Here is an 18,975-nt window from a genome sequence, read left to right as displayed (position 1 = left end):
GGTGGTGGCTGGCTTCTACGGCAGCGCCCGACCAGCGTAGAACCCCGGCCCGACGCCGCCGCTGTGAGGTAAGGCTCAGTCCGCGGGAGACGCGCCCGCGGATCCCCTAGTCGCGATCTATCGCGTTTCGGTAGGCTTGGCGCGTGGACGCTTCAGGAAACGGGGGACGACCGGGCCCCGAGACCCCGCCCGGGCCGCTTGCGGAGCAGGACCAGCAGGTGGTGAAACTGACCAAGGGCGAGGCGAAACCGCAGGCCAGGCCGGTCGCGGAGGCGGATATGCGGGCCTCGGACGCGGACCGCGACCGGATCGCGGAGATCCTGCGGGAGGCGCTCGCCGAGGGCCGGCTGGACGCCGAGGAGCACGCCGAGCGGATCGACGTGGTCTACCGCGCCAAGACCATGGGCGAGTTGGAGCCCGTCGTCCGGGACCTCCCCGGCGTCGGCGGCCGACCGCAGCCGGAGGACGGGCCCCACGAGTACGGCCCGACCCCCGCGGGCGCGGACCAGAACCTCGTCGCGATCTTCAGCGCGGCCGAGCGCAAGGGCCGTTGGCGCGTCCCGTCGCGGATCAACGCGGTGGCGGTCTTCGGCAGCGTGGAGATCGACCTGACCGAGGCGGTCTTCCCGCAGCAGCGCGTGCAGATCAACGCCACCTCCCTCTTCGGCAGCGTCGAGATCAGGGTGCCGGAGAACGTCACCCTGCGCAGCAACGGCTCCGGCGTCCTCGGCAGCTTCGAGGTCGAGACGCACGAGGCGGAGGACGGCAACGCCCCCGAGATCGACGTCAACGGCTTCGCCCTGCTGGGCAGCGTGGAGGCCAAGCCCAAGCGCGGTGCCTGGATCCGCGACCTGGGCAGCCGCCTCAGGGGCGACCGGCACGAGCGGATGGACCAGATGCGCGACGAGCGCCACGAGCGGATGGACCAGCGCCGCGCCGAACGGCACGAGCGCATGGACCGGCGCCGGGCCGAACGGCACGAGCGGATGGACCAGTTGCGGGCGGAGCGCCACGAGCGGTGGTCCGAGCGCCGGGAGCGCCGCCGCCTCGGCTAGCCGCCGACTCGGTTGGTGGCAAAGGGTGTTGGGGCCTCGCCCGGCTTCTCCTCGATCGACACGGTGTGCATAAGCCCGCGTACAGCGGGTAGGGCTGGTGCATCGTCTCTCGTACGGCTGCGGGGTGCGAAAAGCCGTGCGCAGCGAGACGGTCAAGGGTGATTTCTCTCGCCGATGCCGTCGTCAGGAGTAGACCGTGCTGCTACCGCATCAGCCCCTGCAGGATGCCGCTGTCGTTCCGTCCCAGCGAGGGCACGCTCGCGACGACGCCGGTCCCTGGCATTCCGAGGCGGTGTGCCGCCGGGACGAGGCCGGGTTGTTCTTCGCCCCCTCCAAGGAGCCCACCGCCGCCCGGTTGGCCAGGGAAGAGGCCGCGAAGCGGGTCTGCGCCCGCTGTCCGGTGATGGTCGAATGTCGGGAGCATGCCCTGCTCCAGCCCGAGCCGTACGGCGTCTGGGGCGGGCTGACCGCCGCCGAGCGCCGGGTGGTGCTGACCCGGCGGCGGCGCCGGGAGGGCGAGCTCCAGCGCGCCGCCGCCCCGATGACCGCGGCCGGCTGACTACCGCACGCCCCGTACCGCGGCCGTACGCATCCCGCCCCCGCCGGAAAGTCCTTCCGACGGGGGCGAGTTGTGTGCGGGACGGCTGCGGCCGCCCGGATCAGCTCGGGCGCTCGAAGTCGATCGAGCTGTAGGCGCGCAGCTTGGACAGCCGGTGCTGGGAGTCGATCTGGCGGATGGTGCCGGACTTGGAGCGCATGACCAGGGACTGGGTGTAGGCGGTCTCCGCGCGGTAGCGGACGCCGCGCAGCAGCTCGCCGTCGGTGATGCCGGTGGCGACGAAGAAGACGTTGTCGCCGCTGACCAGGTCCTCGATCTGGAGCACCCGGTCCAGGTCGTGGCCGGCGTCCAGGGCGCGCTGGCGCTCCTCGTCGTCCTTGGGCCACAACTTGCCCTGGAACGTGCCGCCCAGACACTTCAGCGCACAGGCCGCGATGATGCCCTCGGGCGTCCCGCCGATGCCCAGCAGCAGGTCGATGCCGGTGCCCTCGCGGGCCGCCATGATGGCGCCGGCGACATCGCCGTCGGAGATGAACTTGATCCGCGCGCCGGCCTCCCGGACCTCCTTGACCAGGCCCTCGTGGCGCGGCCGGTCCAGGATGACCACGGTGACGTCCTCGACCGCGGACTTCTTCGCCTTGGCGATCCGCTTGATGTTCACCGCCACCGGGGCGGTGATGTCGACGAAGTCCGCCGCCTCCGGGCCGGTGGCCAGCTTGTCCATGTAGAACACCGCGGACGGGTCGAACATCGAGCCGCGCTCGGCGACCGCCATCACGGAGACCGCGTTGGCCATGCCCTTGGCGGTCAGCGTGGTGCCGTCCACCGGGTCCACGGCCACGTCGCACTCGGGGCCGGTGCCGTCGCCGACCCGCTCGCCGTTGTAGAGCATCGGGGCGTTGTCCTTCTCGCCCTCCCCGATGACCACGACGCCGTTCATGGAGACGGTGTGGATCAGGGCGCGCATGGCCTTGACCGCCGCGCCGTCCGCACCGTTCTTGTCCCCGCGGCCGACCCAGCGGCCCGAGGCCATGGCGCCGGCCTCGGTCACCCGGACCAGCTCCAGGGCGAGGTTACGGTCCGGAGCCTCCGGACTGACCTCTAGTTGGGACGGCAGATGATGCTCGGTCATCGAGCGCACCTTTCTGTACGGCGACGGCCGGATTGATGAGGGTGCTCATGACTTTATCGGTACGTCGCGAAAATGAGCAGGGGGGCCTTCGCATGAGCAAGCCACTGTTCGGGTGACGTCCCCGCCGGGCGGTCGCCGACCGCAGAACCGTTTGCCCAGGTGGGTGGTGTCCGAGGGGGCCGGGTCCGGTCGCCGACGGGCATAGGGGACCATAGGGATGTGGCTGGTATGCGAGGCAGGCAAAGAGTGACGGACATGGTTCTGTCGCTGGCGGTGATCGGGATCCTGGTCGGGGCGATCTACTTCTTCATCCCGCACGACGACAGTGCGACCGCGGAGAAGAACGCGGTCAAGACCGTCGACACCCGGGTCGAGATCCTCACCGCCCGCCGCGCCGCCCCGTACCCGGTCGCCGCGCCCGAGGGCCTGCCGTCGTCCTGGCGGGCCACCTCGGTCTCGTACCAGGCGACCAGCGACGGCAAGGGCGGCGCCTGGCACCTGGGGATGCTCGACCCGGAGCAGCAGTACGCGGCCATCGAGCAGAGCGACGCACCCGCGCCGCAGTTCATCAAGGACGTCACGCTCGGCGCGGAGAAGGTCGCCGGCCAGCAGGCCGTCGGCGACAAGAAGTGGGACCGCTACGAGGGCGACACCTACAAGGCGTTGGTCAACGAGCAGCCCGGGGTGACCACGGTCGTCACCGGCACCGCGCCGTACGGGCGGCTGGCCGAGCTGGCCGCGGCCCTGGTCGCCAAGAAGGGCTGAGCCGCCCCGCCCGAGGAACAGCACGACGAGGCCGCCGCACCCGGGAGGGGTGCGGCGGCCTCGTCGTGTGCGGCGGCTACCGCGTCGGCCGGTGGTCGGCTCAGACGGTGGTCGCGGCCTCGTCGAAGGCCAGCCGCGGCGAGCGCGGGAAGAAGGCGTCCGAGCCCGGCTTGCCGACGTTGATGACCAGGAAGGACTTCTGCTTGCCGTCGCCGAAGAACTCCTTGTCCACGGCGCCGAAGTCGAAGCCGGTCATCGGGCCGGCGGCCAGGCCGGCGGCGCGGATGCCGAGGATGAAGTAGCCGGCCTGGAGGGTGGCGTTCTGGGTGCCGGCGACCTCACGGACCGCGGCCTCCGAGAAGAAGCTGTCCTTGACGCCCGGGGCGTGCGGGAAGAGGCGCGGCAGCTTCTCGTGGAAGTCCAGGTCGACGGAGAGGATCACGGTCAGCGGCGCGGCCAGGGTCTTGGGGCCGTTGGCGCCCATGGCGTGCGCGACCAGGCGCTTGCGGGCGTCCTCGGAGCGGACCAGGGTGATCCGCAGCGGGGACTGGTTGAAGGCGGTCGGGGCGTACTTCACCAGGTCGTAGATGGCCTGGACCTGCTCGTCCGTGACCGGCTCGTCCGTGAACGTGTTGGCGGTCTGGGCCTCGCGGAAGAGGAGGTCCTGGGCGGCGGCGTCAAGGGCGAGAGTCATCAGCGGCACCTCGGGGCATCGGATGTGTATGGGGGAGTTGCGCAGACCAGTGCTGTCTACGGGTACCACTGTAACCCAGTTAGATTAAGTTTCAACTAACGGGTGGAAACTGTGAGGGGGTTCACAGGGCGGCAGTGACCTTCCGGGATTCGGAAGGTCCCCCTTCGGGGAGCGCGGAGTTTCCGCCCCGGCCCCGTTCGCTACTCCTGCTCCGCGCCGCCGTCGCCCTCCGACGCCTCCGCCAGCGCCGCGTCCAGCCGGGCCCGCGCGCCGTCCAGCCAGCGGCGGCAGACCTTGGCCAGCTCCTCGCCGCGCTCCCAGAGGGCGAGCGACTCCTCCAGCGTCGTACCGCCCGCCTCCAGGCGGCGGACGACGTCGATCAGCTCGTCCCGCGCCTGCTCGTAACCGAGGGTGGAGTCCACCGAAGCCACCCCGTCCGCCGCCGCGTCCACCGCGTCATCCGTCTTCGCCATGTCTCCCACCCTATGAGTCCGCCTCGTCCGCGCCGGTCCGTCCGCCGTCGGCCTCCGGGGCCGCGGACACCCGCACCCGGAACGCGCCCTCGGCCACCCTGGCCCGCAACTCCTCGTCCACCGCCACCTCCGACGGCGCCCGCACCGCCGAGCCGTCCGGTCTCTGCAGCACCGCATAGCCGCGCTGGAGCGTCGCCTTGGGGGAGAGCGCCACCACCCGGGCCAGGGTGTGCGCCAGCTCCGAATCGGCGCGGTCCAGCAGATGCCCCAGCGTCCGCCGGCCGCGCTCCAACAGGGCGGTGACCTGCTCCTCGCGCTCCAGCACCATCCGCTGCGGGTGTTGTATCGACGGGCGGTGCAGCGCCGCCGCCAGGCCCCGCTCCTCGCGGTCCAGGAAGCCGCCGAGCGCCCGCCGGGCCCGCGCCCGCAACTGCTCGACCCGGGCCAGCTCCTCGCCCACGTCGGGCACCACCTTCTTCGCCGCGTCCGTCGGCGTCGAGGCGCGCAGGTCGGCCACCAGGTCCAGCAGCGGGCTGTCCGGTTCGTGGCCGATCGCGGAGACCACCGGCGTGCGCACCTCGGACACCGCCCGGACCAACTGCTCGTCGGAGAACGGCAGCAGGTCCTCCACGCTGCCGCCGCCGCGCGCCACGATGATCACGTCCACCTCGGGCAGCGCGTCCAACTCCTGTACCGCCGCGATCACCTGAGGCACCGCGTGCACCCCCTGCACCGGGACGTTGCGCACTTCGAAGCGGACCGCCGGCCAGCGGTGCCGGGCGTTCTCCAGCACATCGCGCTCGGCGGCGCTGGCCCGACCGCAGACCAGCCCGATCAACTGCGGCAGGAACGGCAGCGGCCGCTTGCGCTCCGCCGCGAACAGCCCCTCCGCCGTCAGCGCCCGCTTCAACTGCTCCAGTCTGGCGAGGAGTTCGCCCACCCCGACCGGTCGGATCTCGGCGGCCCGCAGCGAGAGCTGACCGCGCGGGGCGTACCACTCCGGCTTGGCGTGCACCACCACCCGGGCGCCCTCGCTCACCACCTCGGAGACCTTGTCGAAGACCTGGCGGTAGCACGTCACGCCGACCGAGATGTCGTACGAAGGATCGCGCAGCGTCAGGAACACCACGCCCGCGCCCGGCCGCCGCGAGAGCTGGGTGATCTGCCCCTCGACCCAGACCGCGCCGAGCCGGTCGATCCACCCACCGATGAGCCGGGACACCTCGCCGACCGGGATCGGCGCTTCCGGAGACGTAGAGACAGCCATGCCAGTGAGCGTAGCGGCGGCCACTGACAGTGCCCGGCCGCGCCGGCCCGGTGCCCGCGCTCAGTCCCGCGCCGCGGCCCCCCGACCCCGTCGCAGGCGCTGCACCACCAGCACCACCAGACCCACCAACAGCCAGGCGCCGCCCACGATCTGCGCGGTCGGCGCGGCCTCCACGATCACCGCGACCACCACCGCGAGCCCCGCCAACGGCACCACCACGTGCCGCAGCACGCTCGGCTCCGCCGCCCGCCGACGGACCCGGAACCAGCCGATCACCGAGGCGTGCAGCAGCGCGAACGCGGCCAGCGCGCCGACGTTCACGATCGACGAGAGCCGGTCCAGCCCGTCGTCCCGGCTGGCCGCCCAGACCGCCGCCACCAGCGTCACCACGGCCGCCCCCAGCAGCGCCCGGCGCGGCACCCCGCTGCCCGCGTCCACCTTCGACATCGCCCCCGGCAACCGCCGGTCCCGCGCCATCGCGAACAGCAGCCGGCCGGCCGCCGCCTGCCCCGCCAGCGCCGCGAACGCCGCCCCGATCGCCTTGCTCACCGCCACCAGGTCGTGCAGCCAGCCGCCCACCGCGGAGTCCACCGTCACGTAGAAGGCGGCGCCCTGCTCGCCTGGTTTGGCGGCCAGTTCGGCGGCGCTCATCGGGGCCAGCAGCGCCGCCAGATACGTCTGCACGGCGAACAGCACCCCGGCCACCACCAGGCACGTCACCACGGCCCTGGCCACCCACCGCGAACCCCCGGAAGCCTCCTCGGCAAAGGACGCGATCGCATCGAAGCCCAGGTACGACAGCACCGCGATCGACACCGCCGCCAGCACCGCGCTCGTCGAGAAGCCGCCCTCGCCGGTCAGTGGCACCGCCCAGCCGCGCTGCGGCCCGTGCGCGGCCAGCGCCCACACCGCCGCCACCACGAAGACCACCAGCGCCGCGATCTCCAGCGCCAGCACCGCGAACCCGACCACCGCCGCGACCCGCACGCCCCAGAGGTTCAGCAGCGTGGTGACCACCACCGCGAGCGCCGTCCACACCCACTGGTGCACCTGCGGCACCAGCGCGTGCAGCGCGATCCCGGAGAAGAGGTAGGCCACCGCCGGGATCAGCAGGTAGTCCAGCATCGCCATCCACCCGGCGACGAACCCGGCGCCCTCGCCCAGCCCGACCCGCGCGTAGGTGTAGACCGACCCGGCCCGCGGCGCGACCCGCACCATCTGGGCATACGAGTACGCCGTGAACGCCATCGCCACCGTGGCGACCACGTAGACCGCCGTGATCGCGCCGTGCGACGTGGCCTGGAGGGTGCCGAAGATCCCCACCGGCGCCATCGGGGCGATGAACAGCAGCCCGTAGACGACCAGGTCCCGGAACGACAGCGTCCGGCGCAGCGTTCCGGTGCCGCTGCGCGCCTCGTCATCCACGGTCGCGCCGCTCGTGCCCGGCATACCGCCTCCTCCTGTGCTCCCCACCAGTCTGGGCCACCGCCGTGACCGACCCGTGTCGGGGCACGGCCTTACGATGGGACCTATGTCTGCTACTCCCGGTCCGCAGCCCAGCCGCAAGGTCCTCCTCGCCGCCCCCCGCGGCTATTGCGCGGGGGTGGACCGCGCCGTGATCGCCGTCGAGAAAGCCCTTGAGCAGTACGGCGCCCCGGTCTACGTGCGCCACGAGATCGTTCACAACAAGTACGTGGTGAAGACCCTGGAGAAGAAGGGTGCGATCTTCGTCGAGGAGACGGAGGAGGTGCCCGAGGGGAACATCGTGATCTTCTCCGCGCACGGCGTCGCCCCCGTCGTCCACGAGGAGGCCCAGCGCGGCAAGTTGGCCACCATCGACGCGACCTGCCCGCTGGTCACGAAGGTCCACAAGGAGGCCGTGCGGTTCGCCAAGGAGGACTACGACATCCTCCTGATCGGCCACGAGGGCCACGAGGAGGTCATCGGCACCTCCGGCGAGGCCCCCGAGCACATCACGCTCGTCGACGGCCCCAAGGACGTCGACGGCGTCGAGGTCCGCGACCCGGACAAGGTCGTCTGGCTCTCCCAGACCACCCTCTCCGTCGACGAGACCATGGAGACCGTCGACGCCCTCAAGGGCCGCTTCCCCAACCTCCTCTCGCCGCCCAGCGACGACATCTGCTACGCCACCCAGAACCGCCAGCAGGCCGTCAAACAGATGGGCGCCCAGGCCGACTTGGTGATCGTCGTCGGCTCGCGCAACTCCTCCAACTCCAAGCGCCTGGTCGAGGTCGCCCTTGGCGCCGGCGCCAAGGCGTCGTATCTCGTCGACTACGCCGAGGAGATCGATGCGAGCTGGCTGGAGGGCGTCGGCACGGTCGGCGTCACCTCCGGCGCCTCCGTCCCGGAGATCCTCGTCGACGGCGTCCTCCAGTGGCTCGCCCAGCGCGGCTACGAGGACGTCGAGACCATCACCGCCGCCGAGGAGTCCATCGCCTTCTCGCTGCCCAAGGAGCTCCGCCGCGACCTGCGCGCCGAGGCCGAGGCGGCCGTCCAGGAGTGATCAACGCCGCCCGCCGTCTTCGCCGTAGCGGGGGCGGCGGGCCAGGTCCGCGCCTAGCCTTTTGCCATGAAGGTCTTCGGTGTGGACATCGGCGGATCCGGGATCAAGGGCGCCCCGGTCGATCTGGAGCGCGGCGAGCTGACCGAGGAGCGCCACAAGGTACTGACCCCGCACCCGGCCACGCCGGAGGCGGTCGCAGACTGCGTCAGGGAGGTCGTGGACCACTTCGGGTGGACCGGCCCGGTGGGCGCGACGTTCCCCGGTGTGGTCACCGGCGGAACCACCCGGACCGCCGCCAACGTCGACCAGCGCTGGATCGGCACCGACGCCGCCGCGCTGCTCACCGGCCGGCTCGCCGGCGGCTGCCCGGTCACCCTGCTCAACGACGCGGACGCGGCGGGCCTGGCCGAGATGCGGTTCGGCGCCGGCCGCGGCCGGTCCGGCACGGTCATCCTCCTCACCCTCGGCACCGGCATCGGCAGCGCCGTCTTCACCGACGGCCGGCTCGTCCTCAACACGGAGCTGGGCCACCTGGAGCTGCACGGCCACGAGGCCGAGAAGCGCGCCTCCACCAAGGCCAAGGAGGACGAGGGGCTCACCTGGGAGCACTGGGCGCACCGGGTCCAGAAGTACCTCGCGCACGTGGAGATGCTCTTCTCGCCCGCGCTGTTCGTGATCGGCGGCGGGGTCAGCCGCAAGGCGGCGAAGTTCCTGCCGCTCATCGAGGGGATCCGGGCCGAGATCGTGCCGGCGCGGCTGCAGAACAACGCCGGGATCGTCGGGGCCGCGATGGCCGCGCACCCCCGCGCCGCCACCGGGGCGGCCGACGCCGCGGCCCCTACAGGCGCGCCACCTGCCGAGGGCGGCTCCCCGACCGGGAGTGGCCCGGGCCCTGCGGCTCGGCCCCGTCCGTCCCAGGGGCCGTCCCCCGCGGACCGGTCCCCGACTGCCGCTGTCGACTCACCGGTTGGCTGGCCCGACGCCGCGCGCTGAGCAACGCCCGGCGCACCAGCACCACCAGCGCGCACAGCAGCGTGCCGCCGTAGAGCCAGCCGGCGTTCAGCGCGAGCACGGTGAAGACCCCGACCAGCAGCCCGGTCAGGCCCGCCGGGCCGTGCTGCACCGGCACCGCGCCGACGGTGAAGGCGATCGGCAGCGCGACCGGCGCGGCGATCAGATCGCGCGGCCGCACCCACGCCCCGGCCGCCAGGCCGACCAGCAGGAAGCACACCCCGTACGCGGCCTGCGCCCCGCCCAGCAGCCAGCGGTCAAGGAACCCGAGGGCCAGCAGCGTGAAGGCGGCGAGCAGGCCGCAGCCGAGACCGGTGAGCTTGGCGGCCGGCAGCCGGCGGACCAGCCCGTCCACCGGGGCGGGCGCCGGGCGGCGGGGGCCCGCCCGGTAGACGGCCGCGACCTCCTCGCCGTCCAGCGGCGGCCCCGCGGCCGACCGCGGCATCCGGTCCTCCGCCCGCCGGGCCGACGGCCGGGCCGGCGGCTGGAACTCCGCCGGCGCCGGCGCGTAACCGCGGGTGGTGACCTCGGTGCCCGCGGGGACCGAGGCGTAGCCGGACGCCCGCATCGCGGACAGGAAGGCGTCGTCGGGATCGGGGGCCACGGCCTCCGCGGGACGCGGGAGCCGGGCATCCTGCCCCGCCTCCGGGCCGCCGCTCAGCGGCCGGCCGGGCGGGGACATGCGCGCTTGGGGGTGCTCCACATGTGGGTCCACCCGCCAACGGTAGGCAGCGAGGTGGGATTAATCGGTCACAGGACACGCACTTTGACCTACCTTGGGGGGTGCGTTAGGCGGCCCGGGGCACGCCGAGGGAGCACGCCGGGCGACGCGCGCCCTCGCGGGGCCCGCTCCCGGCCCGCCCGGCACCACGGGGCCCGCCCAGTAGACTGGTGGATCGGCCGCCCCAGGCCCGGCCCGGTCCCACCGGCCGGCCCCCGGGAAACGGCCCGCCCCTCGCCCAACTCCAGCTCCGGGAAGTCGCCACCGTGTCGCTCACGATCGGAATCGTCGGTCTGCCCAACGTCGGCAAGTCGACCCTGTTCAACGCCCTGACCAAGAACGACGTGCTGGCGGCCAACTACCCGTTCGCCACCATCGAGCCGAACGTCGGCGTGGTCGGCGTCCCCGACCCGCGCCTGGCCAAGCTGGCCGAGATCTTCGGCTCCCAGCGGATCCTCCCCGCCACCGTCGACTTCGTCGACATCGCGGGCATCGTCCGCGGCGCCTCCGAAGGCGAGGGCCTGGGCAACAAGTTCCTCGCCAACATCCGCGAGTCCGACGCGATCTGCCAGGTCATCCGCGCCTTCAAGGACGAGAACGTCGTCCACGTCGACGGCAAGGTCTCGCCCAAGGACGACATCGAGACGATCAACACCGAGCTGATCCTCGCCGACCTCCAGACCATCGAGAAGGTCCTGCCCCGCCTCCAGAAGGAGTCGCGGATCAAGAAGGACGTGGCCCCGAAGGTCAAGGCCGTCGAGGAGGCCCAGGCCATCCTGGAGGACGGCCGCACCCTCTTCTCCGCCGGCCTCGTCCAGGGCACCGAGAACACCGAGCTGCTGCACGACCTCCACCTCCTCACCACCAAGCCGTTCCTCTACGTCTTCAACGTCGACGAGGACGAGCTCACCGACGAGGACTTCAAGAACGAGCAGCGCGCCCTGGTCGCCCCCGCCGAGGCGATCTTCCTCAACGCCAAGCTGGAGGCCGACCTCGCCGAGCTCGACGAGGAGGAGGCCCTGGAACTCCTGCAGTCCGTCGGCCAGGAGGAGCCGGGCCTGGCCACCCTCGCCCACGTCGGCTTCAGCACGCTCGGCCTGCAGACCTACCTGACCGCCGGCCCCAAGGAAACCCGCGCCTGGACGATCAAGAAGGGCGCCAGCGCCCCCGAGGCCGCCGGCGTCATCCACACCGACTTCCAGAAGGGCTTCATCAAGGCCGAGGTCATCTCCTTCGACGACCTGGTCGAGACGGGTTCGGTGGCCGACGCCCGCTCCGCCGGCAAGGCCCGCATGGAGGGCAAGGACTACGTCATGCAGGACGGGGACGTGGTGGAGTTCCGGTTCAACGTGTGAGGCGCGCCTTAGCGTTGATGTAGCGATCTGGCAAATACGCAGGTCAGGCGGGGTCGGTCCCATCCGGGATCGGCCCCGTTGTCGTGCCCGGTGCTGGATCCGTGCTGGATCTTCTGACGCCTCGTCATCTGTCGTCGTCCCTGGTTATCCGGACCGCCGCTGGATCGGAGCTGGATGTGGCTGACGGTCGGTCGGTTGGATCAGGCCGTGCTCGGCTGCGGATCCGTCGCGGACAGGGTGTGCTGCGCGAGATGTGGTCGGAACTCTGTGCCGCAACGTAGCTGCTGCCGCTACCCCATTCGGTATCGAACAAAGAAAATTCTGCTCCACCGCACATCCGGCGAACAGGGCGGTGGCTCGTTGGCGACTCTCATCTGCATGAGCTGCGGCAACACAGCCGCATGAACAGGTCTGCCTGGGACGGCGGCCGCGTTCTCCCCGCGTCGTCGTATGCCGAACATCCGTGATGGCGATGACAATTCCGGCCGCCGGTTTCCCTATTACTTCACGTCAGCACCAGACGGATCCGACCCACTCCCGGGCGCCACCTGCCGATGTCCGCCGCTCAGCCCTATCCCTTGCCAGCCAAGCCACCTCGTACCTCCATCCCTCGAGATCTGCACCAGCCGACCGAGCCATGCACGGACGCCCACCCCTACCTCTACCTTCGCGATCCCGACTACCAGCGGCACCCATGGGGCGAGGCGAGCGATGACCGCCCCGCTCCCGCGCGACTTCACCCCGCAAGATCGCGGGCTTGACGCCATGGCCGAGATGGAGCGTCCATCGTCCATGCCCGGTGCGGTAGCCGAGCCGCCACCGCGCCATGCACCGCTGGCCCAAGACCCGAGCACAAGGGAGATCACCATGGATCCGGACGGGGCGGTGGGCGCATGACGCGAGGTGGGAGCAACCGGCTGCTGACCGTGGAAGAGGTCGCGGCGTGGCTGAGGGTCAGTGAGGTCACTGTCAGGAACAAGTACCGCGTCTGGGGGATCAGACCCCAGAAGATCGGACGCCTGCTGCGGTTCCGTGAGCGCGACATCGCCAACTACCTGGAGGAGCACTACGGGTGAGACCGGGTACCCGAAGCGAGCGAGCAAGGAGTCAGGCTCGATGGCCACCGTCTACCAGAGGTGCAAGAGCGACAAACGCAACGTCAACTACCCGTGCACAAAGCCCCGGTGCGGACACGCGTGGACGGTCCGCTACCGCGAACCGGGCGGCGCTGAACGGCAGCCGAGCTTCGAGAAGAAGTCCCAAGCCGACGCTTTCGCCGACAGGCTGCAGCACGATAAGTACGAGGGCCTCTACCTCGACCCCAAGCGCGGTGAGATCACCCTGCGCGCCTACGCCGCGGAGTGGCTGGAGCGCCAGGTCATCAGCGACTCCACCTACCGCAACTACGAGAGCTTCCTGCGGATCCACCTCCTCCCTCGCCTGGGGGACAAGACGATCGCGGGGGTGGCGCGCAAGGACGTTGAGGCTTTCGTCGCGACGCTGGGGAAGAAGCTCGCCGCAAGTACGGTGTGCGACCGCATGAAGATGGTCACCACTGAGGGCATCAAACTGCCCCGTAGCGCGACGCACGCGGTCGACGAGGACGAGATCCCCACCCTGTACGAGGTCGATCTCTTCGCCAAGCAGATCTCACCCCAGTACCGCCTGACCGTGTACCTACAGGCCGGGGCGGGCCTGCGCATCAGCGAGACTCTGGCATTCACCACCGACTGCGTCCGCTCCGACTTCCTGCGCGTGCGCCGGCAAGTCAGCGCGAAGGCGCACCGCGACGACTGCAAGACCCGCTTCAAACCGCTCAAGCACCGGGCCGAGGGGGAGTGCCGGGACGTTCCCCTACTTGCCTTCCTCGCCGAGGAAATCGACATGCACCTGCGGGAGTGGGGAACGGTGACGACGGCGGGGATGGAGGTCCTGTTCGCGCCGCGCGACCGGGGCAAGGGCACCATGCCCACGGCGAACACTTACGCCTACCACTTCAGGAAGGCACTCAAGAACGCGGGCATCGTCGCGCCGGACGGGAGCCCGAAGTACACCCCGCACACCCTGCGCCACTTCTTAGCCTCCACCGCGCTGGCGCACGGGGTCCTTCTCCATGAGGTCTCCCGGTGGCTCGGGCACACGTCGATCAAGACGACGGTCGACGTCTACGGGCATCTGGTGCCCGCCGCGTGGGAGCGCGGCCGGCAGGCTCTGGAGCGGGCGCTGGGCCCGGCGTCCGCCGACGCGCCCGCGGTGGTGCCGGCGGCGGCTGCCCACCGGACCGCCCCGGCTGCTGGATCGCCGCTGGATCCGGTCGCCGGAATCGGAGTTCCCGCAGGCGACAGCTCAGCCCCCGATGTTCCGGTTTGTCACCTTCGAAGGCAGGAAGAAGAGCCTTTTTCGCTCTGGTGGTTCAGCTCTTCTTGAGAGCGAACGGGTGCGCCAGGTGAACAGTCTGGGCTGGTCCTCACTCAGCTATCCCTGCGGCACCAGCTGCATCAGTTTCCCCTGTGTGCCCTCGATCTTCGCGCTCGCCGCCGGCAGTACGCAACGCGTTACGGCGTGAACCATGGGCTGAGGGTCTTCTCGAAGTCCTCATCAGAGATGGCAAGGCCACCCCACCCGAACCCTTGCCAAGCTTGAGCCTTCTGGAGGATGTTCAATGGAATCCCGAAGGCTTTATGGAAGGCCGCGACAAAGGAGATTACGCCGAACCCGTTCTGTAGAAGATCTCGAGCGAGCTGAGCGGTCTCGATGGCTCCGGCGCCGCGCTCCCGGGCTGACCGCAACTCGGCGGCTACAGAGTCCATGTTCCTCATCCCGTTCATTCAATACCTCAATGCATCTGATTCGAGCTCATCTTGCTTCAAGTCATCATGCCTTCATGATGGCCAATATCCAAATTTGCCTCATTGTGGCAGCAGGCCGACCCTGGAAGCTGGGGCGGCCTGCTGCGGATCACTCAGCTGGGTAGAGGTTTACTGGTCAACGGAAAACGACCCCAACGTTTGTGTACTCTCCGGGCATGCCGCGCAACTCGACGACTTCAACTTCCTTCGAGAAGCCCGACCGTGTGGACATTTTTCCGGTGAAAGTGGATCGCGCAGCCTCCTCCAGTGATTTTCCGGAACGGATGGCCTCGTTGAAGGAGTTGAGGTTATCGCTCAGCTTGCCGCCGTTCTGCCAGTACGCCTTCACTCCCTTGGCTTTGTCGCCGAAGTGGGCGAGGGCGGACTTGAACATCTCGCCGCCACGGGGAGTGTCTGGACCGGATGTGATGACAAATTCAACGAGCCCCTCGTCGTTAAGAGTTGCCATGATCCCGTTACCGCTCGGTGAGACGTGTGAGTATGGTCCACAATTGGAATTGTGGACCAGTACCGATGTCGACCCCGCTCGCACGTAGTAGGTGTGAATGCCTTCGACGCTGAGGTTGTAGACCTTGCGGTTCTCGGTCCATGCTCGAGTGCTGAGGACCTGTCGCAGTTCACCGTTGGGGGTGCGAAGGCGGTCGCCAGCCTTAAGGTTCTTGGCATCCAGCCAACGTCGCTGGTTGTCCACCCAGAACGGGTGTCCATCGGTGGCCTGGACCGTTCCGATGGTGTTCCCGGCTTTGCCGTCTGCGCCGATGGTGATCTCAACCAGGTGCTTCTGCCCCTCGCCGACGATCACATTGGTGACGGCCCGCATCGCGGTCTGTCCGGTGCTGGGGTCGGTAGCCAGAACCTGCTGCCCGATCCGAATATTCTTGATTGTCTTGCTCGAGCCACCGGCCATCAGTACCGGTGTTTCCGAGGTGAAACTGTTCCGTACGCAGGATTCGGGGGTCCTGCGGAACTTGTCAATGGCCGCTTGGCCCTTGCTGATCAGCTTTTTTGCTGTAGAAGATTCACGAATGAATTTCCCGAAGCCAGTAACGACACGATAGATGGTTTTGGAGATCTCTGGGAGCTCCTTGACGACCTTGAGGGCCTTACCCCAAGGGAGGGCCCCGATGAGAGTCCAGACGCAGCTCTCGACGTTGCCTTCGGTGAAGCACTTCTTGATGTCGTCAAGGCCGAGGAGCTCTTCGAGGATCTTGCCGCCGTTTTCCTTGAGGAAGTCACTGATTGACTTATCAGCCTTGCGAGCTTCCTCGTACTCCTCAGGCGTCATGCCGGCAGTTCTGACTGCCTCCTCTTGGAGGGCGCTCAGCTTGGAACCGCCGCCCTTACCATCCTGCGCGGCCGCTTCCGCCCGCCGCTTGCGTTCCTGTTCCCGCTCGTACTCCTCGGCCTTGTTTGCCGCCTCGTCCGCTTCCTTGGCGTACTTGTTGGCGTTCTTGGCGGCTTCTTCCGCGGACTTGGCGTGGTTTTCGGCGGAGGTGGCGAGTTTGTCGGCGGCGGCGGCGTCCTTTTCCGCCTGGGCTGCCGCGCCTTGGGCGACGCTGGCTTCGTGTTCGGCCTGGTTGGCGGCGCTGTTGGCCGCGGCGGCGTGTTGGTCTGCCTCGGCGGCTGCCTTGCGGGCCCGTGCGGCTTCGGCTTCCGCTTCGTCGGCTGCCTTGCGTGCGGCTGCCGCGTCCTTGGCGGCCTGGTTGGCGGCTTGGCGGGCGAGGTCGGCGTCGCCCTTGGCTTGGGCTTCGGCCTTGTTGGCGGATGCTGCGGCGGCCCTGGCCTTGGCGCCGTCGGCGGCTGCTTCGGCTGCGGACTTCATGGCCGCGGCCGCGGACCGTGCGGCGTTGGCCGAGGAACGGGCGGCGTCGGCGGCGGCCTTGAAGGCAGGGGCGACCTGGGCGCCTGCCCGCTTGGCGGCGGCCTCGGCGTCCTCGGCGGCCTTGACCGCTTCGGCGGCCTTGGCCTCTGCGGCCTTGACCTGATCCTCGCCGGTCTCCTGGGCGGCCTTGGCGACTTCGGTGGCGAAGTCGGCGTCGACGTCCTTGCCGGTGAAGGGGGCCGTCAGCTCGATGGCGGTGTTGGCCGGGTCGGCGATGCCGGCCGCGGTGGTGCGGGCGGCCCCGGACGCCTGGACGGCGATGGTGGACTGGAGCCTGGCCATGGCCGCTTCGCGGACCGCGCCCTCGGCTTCGTCCTTGGTGCGGTTGGCCGCCTGCAGGGCCTGGTTGGCATGGATGGCGGCCTGTCCGGCCAGGCGGGATGCCTCGTGCGCGGCGATGCCGGCGCGGGCTTCCTGGGCGGTGGCCTCGGCTGCCTTGGTGTTGGCCTTCAGCGCCGCGGCGTTGGTGGCCTGGTACTCGGCCTCGGCCTTGTTGGCGGCGTGGTTGGCGCGTGCGGCGGCGGCTTCGGCGTTGTTGGCGGCGGCGTTGGCGCGGGCCGCGTGCGCGGTGGCCTCGGCTGCTGCGGCCCGTGCCCGGGCTGCGGCGCCTGCGGCTTCGGTGGCCGCGGAACGGGCGCGTACCGCGGCACCGCTGGCCGTGTCGGCGGCGCCGCGAGCCTGACTGGCCGCCGCACCAGCGGTGTTGGCGTCTGCCCGCGCCGCCTCTGCGGCGGCGTTGGCCTCGCCGGCGGCTGCGGTGCCGCGGCCCGAGGCGGCCATTGCCTCAGTGGCCTTGGCCCGGGCCTCCTTGGCCTGGTGGTTCTGTTCCGCCTTGAACGCATCGTTGCGGGCGTTGCGGGCGTTGGTCTCCTCGCCGCGGGCCTTCTCGTCCGCCTTGGCGGCGATGCCTTCCTTCTCGGCGGCGCTGGCGCGTGCCGAGGCTGCCGTGGCCGCGGCCGCCTGGGCCTGCGCGCGGGCCGCGGCCGCGGTGCGCGCCTCGGCCTCCGCACGTGACCGCGCCGCAGCCGCCTTGTCGCGTTCGCGTTCGGCGCGGGCTCGTGCCTGGGCGGCCAGGTTGCGCTCGCGTTCGGCGATCGCGCGCTGTTCGGCGGCGATCTTGGCTTGGCGCTGGGCCTCGACGCGGGCCTCACGGGTCTTCTGGGCGTGCTCCCAGGCTTCCTTCTCGGCCTTCTCGGCGTCGAGGCGGGCCTGCTTGGCACGGGCGGCCGCGTTCGCGGCGACCTTGGCCTGCTTGTCAGCGGCCGTGGCCAGTTGGGCTGCCGCCTTGGCGTTCTCCTCGGCGTTGGCCCGCCACTTCTTGGCCTGCTGCTCGTGCGCTTCGGCCGCGTTCTTGCCGTCCAACGCCGCGGCGTCGGCGGCCGTGGCGTCAACGGCGTGCTGGGCGGTCTGAGCGGCCTTGGCCGCCGCGTCCGCCGCCTCCGCGATGCCCGAGGCGACCTCGGACCACTGCGTGCCGTAGGTCAGACCGGTCTCCACCAGGACGTCGGCCTGCACCTTGGCCTGGCTCGCCGCGACCTTCGCCTGCGTGGCCGCCGCGGTGGCATAGCCGACCTGGCGTTCGACCTCGGCCTTGACGCTGTCGTAGGAGGACAGGCGCTTGCCCGCGCGGTCGGCCGAGAGCATCCGGTCGGCCTCACGCGATGCCTGGGCCGCCGACGTCATCGCGTTGGACGCGTCCTTGAGGGCCTTGACCGCGTCGCCGTGGAAGCCGATGAGCTGCGTGCGGGCCTCCGCCGCGCGCTTGGCCTTCTCGGCCAGCTCACGCAGTTTCTCGGCGGCCTCCTGGGCCTCCTTCTGAGCCTTCTCCTGGGCCGCCCGGTCGTCGGCGTCCTTCTTCGCCGCGATCTGGTAGCCCTTTTCCAGGAACTCCTCGATCGCCTTGTCGGTGCCGGCGGCCAGCGCCTCCTGGGCGGCCTTCTTCACCTCCGGGCCGCCGTTGGCCGCCAGCAACTCCACGCGCTTGCGGAGTTCGGCCGCGCGCTCCTTGGCGTTCTTCTCGTCCTTCTGGTCCTTCTGGCGGGCGATCTCCGCGCCGAAGGCCAGGAAGTCCTCACGGTCCTTGGCCGTGGCCTTCGGGCCCAGAACGCGTTCGACCTCGGCGTTGAACGTCGGCCCGCCGGTGCCGCGCATCGCCTCGATCTTCTTGCGATTCGCGGCGTCGCTGCCGTCCTTCTTGTCCTTGGCGCGCTGGCGGGCCTCGGCCTCGCCGTGCTCCAGGAACTCCCGGATCGCGTTCGGGTCGTCGCTCTCCAGGGCCTTCTTGGCAGCCTCGCGGACCTCGTCCTCCTCGTCGAACTCCGCGAAGTCCTCGACGAGTTGGCGATCGCGCTCCGCGCTGATCCGGTCAAGCTCCGAGCGCGGAGCAGCCGCCTGGGTGGCGGACGACTTCGGCAGCGTGGCGGCCAGGCGGTCCAGGGCCGACACTGCCTGGGCGAAGTCGGCTTTCTGGGCTGCGTTGTGTGCGCGCTCTGTGGTTGCGGCCGTTGCCTGGCTCGTCATGCCGCCGAGCAGCGTCACGACCACTGTGGTGGTCACCGTCTTGCGCGCTATCCCGGCAACGGTGCCGCCGCGTAGCTTTCCGACTCTTGGCCGGAATCTACCCATCACGGAAAGAAACTCCTTTTGGGGTGAAGGGGATAAACAGAA

15 protein-coding genes and 1 pseudogene are annotated in these 18,975 nt (G+C 70.2%); 8 read left to right on the top strand and 8 right to left on the bottom strand.

Annotated elements, in window-relative coordinates; all coding sequences use genetic code 11:
• Positions 1–143: 143 nt before the first annotated feature.
• Entirely contained in the window at positions 144–1,055 is a 912-nt protein-coding gene (locus PV796_RS14685; RefSeq protein WP_274913562.1) for a DUF1707 SHOCT-like domain-containing protein, read from the top strand.
• A gap of 196 nt (positions 1,056–1,251) precedes the next feature.
• Positions 1,252–1,614 (top strand): WhiB family transcriptional regulator, encoded by a 363-nt coding sequence (locus PV796_RS14680; RefSeq protein ID WP_274913561.1) that lies wholly within the window; start codon positions 1,252–1,254, stop codon positions 1,612–1,614.
• A 100-nt stretch (positions 1,615–1,714) separates the two neighbouring features.
• On the opposite strand, the gene glpX is transcribed toward PV796_RS14680, so the two are convergent.
• On the bottom strand, positions 1,715–2,746 hold the full coding sequence (gene glpX / locus PV796_RS14675) for a class II fructose-bisphosphatase (RefSeq protein WP_274913559.1): 1,032 nt from the start codon (positions 2,744–2,746) through the stop codon (positions 1,715–1,717).
• 228 nt (positions 2,747–2,974) lie between these two features.
• Here glpX and PV796_RS14670 point away from each other — a divergent pair, with 228 nt between their 5' ends.
• Positions 2,975–3,511 carry a DUF4245 domain-containing protein gene (locus PV796_RS14670; RefSeq protein ID WP_274913558.1) on the top strand — a complete coding sequence of 179 codons (537 nt, stop codon included), beginning with the start codon at positions 2,975–2,977 and terminating at the stop codon, positions 3,509–3,511.
• Between the two features lie 100 nt (positions 3,512–3,611).
• Here PV796_RS14670 and PV796_RS14665 read toward each other — a convergent pair whose 3' ends face one another.
• The 4 genes from PV796_RS14665 to PV796_RS14650 form a co-directional block, all read right to left on the bottom strand.
• Positions 3,612–4,205: a malonic semialdehyde reductase gene (locus PV796_RS14665; protein WP_274913557.1), complete on the bottom strand. Its 594-nt coding sequence runs from the start codon at positions 4,203–4,205 to the stop codon at positions 3,612–3,614.
• 200 nt (positions 4,206–4,405) lie between these two features.
• Complete coding sequence (locus PV796_RS14660) at positions 4,406–4,678, bottom strand: exodeoxyribonuclease VII small subunit (RefSeq protein ID WP_274913556.1); 273 nt, start codon at positions 4,676–4,678, stop codon at positions 4,406–4,408.
• Between the two features lie 10 nt (positions 4,679–4,688).
• Positions 4,689–5,945: an exodeoxyribonuclease VII large subunit gene (xseA, locus tag PV796_RS14655; protein WP_274913555.1), complete on the bottom strand. Its 1,257-nt coding sequence runs from the start codon at positions 5,943–5,945 to the stop codon at positions 4,689–4,691.
• Positions 5,946–6,005: 60 nt separating this feature from the next.
• Positions 6,006–7,394, bottom strand: a complete 1,389-nt coding sequence (locus PV796_RS14650; RefSeq protein ID WP_274913554.1) for an APC family permease — start codon at positions 7,392–7,394, stop codon at positions 6,006–6,008.
• A 73-nt stretch (positions 7,395–7,467) separates the two neighbouring features.
• On the opposite strand from PV796_RS14650, the gene PV796_RS14645 reads away from it, so the two are divergent.
• Both PV796_RS14645 and ppgK read left to right on the top strand, forming a co-directional pair.
• A complete protein-coding gene (locus PV796_RS14645; protein ID WP_274913552.1) occupies positions 7,468–8,469 on the top strand; it encodes a 4-hydroxy-3-methylbut-2-enyl diphosphate reductase in 1,002 nt (333 codons plus the stop codon).
• Between the two features lie 66 nt (positions 8,470–8,535).
• A complete protein-coding gene (gene ppgK / locus PV796_RS14640) occupies positions 8,536–9,462 on the top strand; it encodes a polyphosphate--glucose phosphotransferase (RefSeq protein ID WP_274913551.1) in 927 nt (308 codons plus the stop codon).
• A 58-nt stretch (positions 9,463–9,520) separates the two neighbouring features.
• Here ppgK and PV796_RS42060 read toward each other — a convergent pair.
• Positions 9,521–9,925: pseudogene (locus tag PV796_RS42060) on the bottom strand (DUF6542 domain-containing protein); the annotation flags it as partial.
• A 542-nt stretch (positions 9,926–10,467) separates the two neighbouring features.
• Here PV796_RS42060 and ychF point away from each other — a divergent pair.
• The 3 genes from ychF (at position 10,468) to PV796_RS14625 (ending at position 13,983) form a co-directional block, all read left to right on the top strand.
• Positions 10,468–11,556 (top strand): redox-regulated ATPase YchF, encoded by a 1,089-nt coding sequence (gene ychF, locus PV796_RS14635; RefSeq protein WP_274913550.1) that lies wholly within the window; start codon positions 10,468–10,470, stop codon positions 11,554–11,556.
• A gap of 893 nt (positions 11,557–12,449) precedes the next feature.
• Positions 12,450–12,632: a helix-turn-helix domain-containing protein gene (locus PV796_RS14630; RefSeq protein ID WP_274913549.1), complete on the top strand. Its 183-nt coding sequence runs from the start codon at positions 12,450–12,452 to the stop codon at positions 12,630–12,632.
• 40 nt (positions 12,633–12,672) lie between these two features.
• A complete protein-coding gene (locus PV796_RS14625; RefSeq protein WP_274913547.1) occupies positions 12,673–13,983 on the top strand; it encodes a tyrosine-type recombinase/integrase in 1,311 nt (436 codons plus the stop codon).
• A gap of 128 nt (positions 13,984–14,111) precedes the next feature.
• On the opposite strand, the gene PV796_RS14620 is transcribed toward PV796_RS14625, so the two are convergent.
• Positions 14,112–14,375, bottom strand: coding sequence for a hypothetical protein (locus PV796_RS14620; protein ID WP_274913546.1), 264 nt, complete (start codon positions 14,373–14,375; stop codon positions 14,112–14,114).
• 166 nt (positions 14,376–14,541) lie between these two features.
• Positions 14,542–18,864, bottom strand: coding sequence for a polymorphic toxin-type HINT domain-containing protein (locus PV796_RS14615; protein ID WP_274913545.1), 4,323 nt, complete (start codon positions 18,862–18,864; stop codon positions 14,542–14,544).
• Positions 18,865–18,975: the final 111 nt, after the last annotated feature.

This window comes from Streptomyces sp. WZ-12 (assembly GCF_028898845.1).
Classification (GTDB): domain Bacteria; phylum Actinomycetota; class Actinomycetes; order Streptomycetales; family Streptomycetaceae; genus Streptomyces.
Note: the sequence above shows the minus strand (reverse complement) of the source record. Positions and strands in the feature narration are given on the sequence as shown.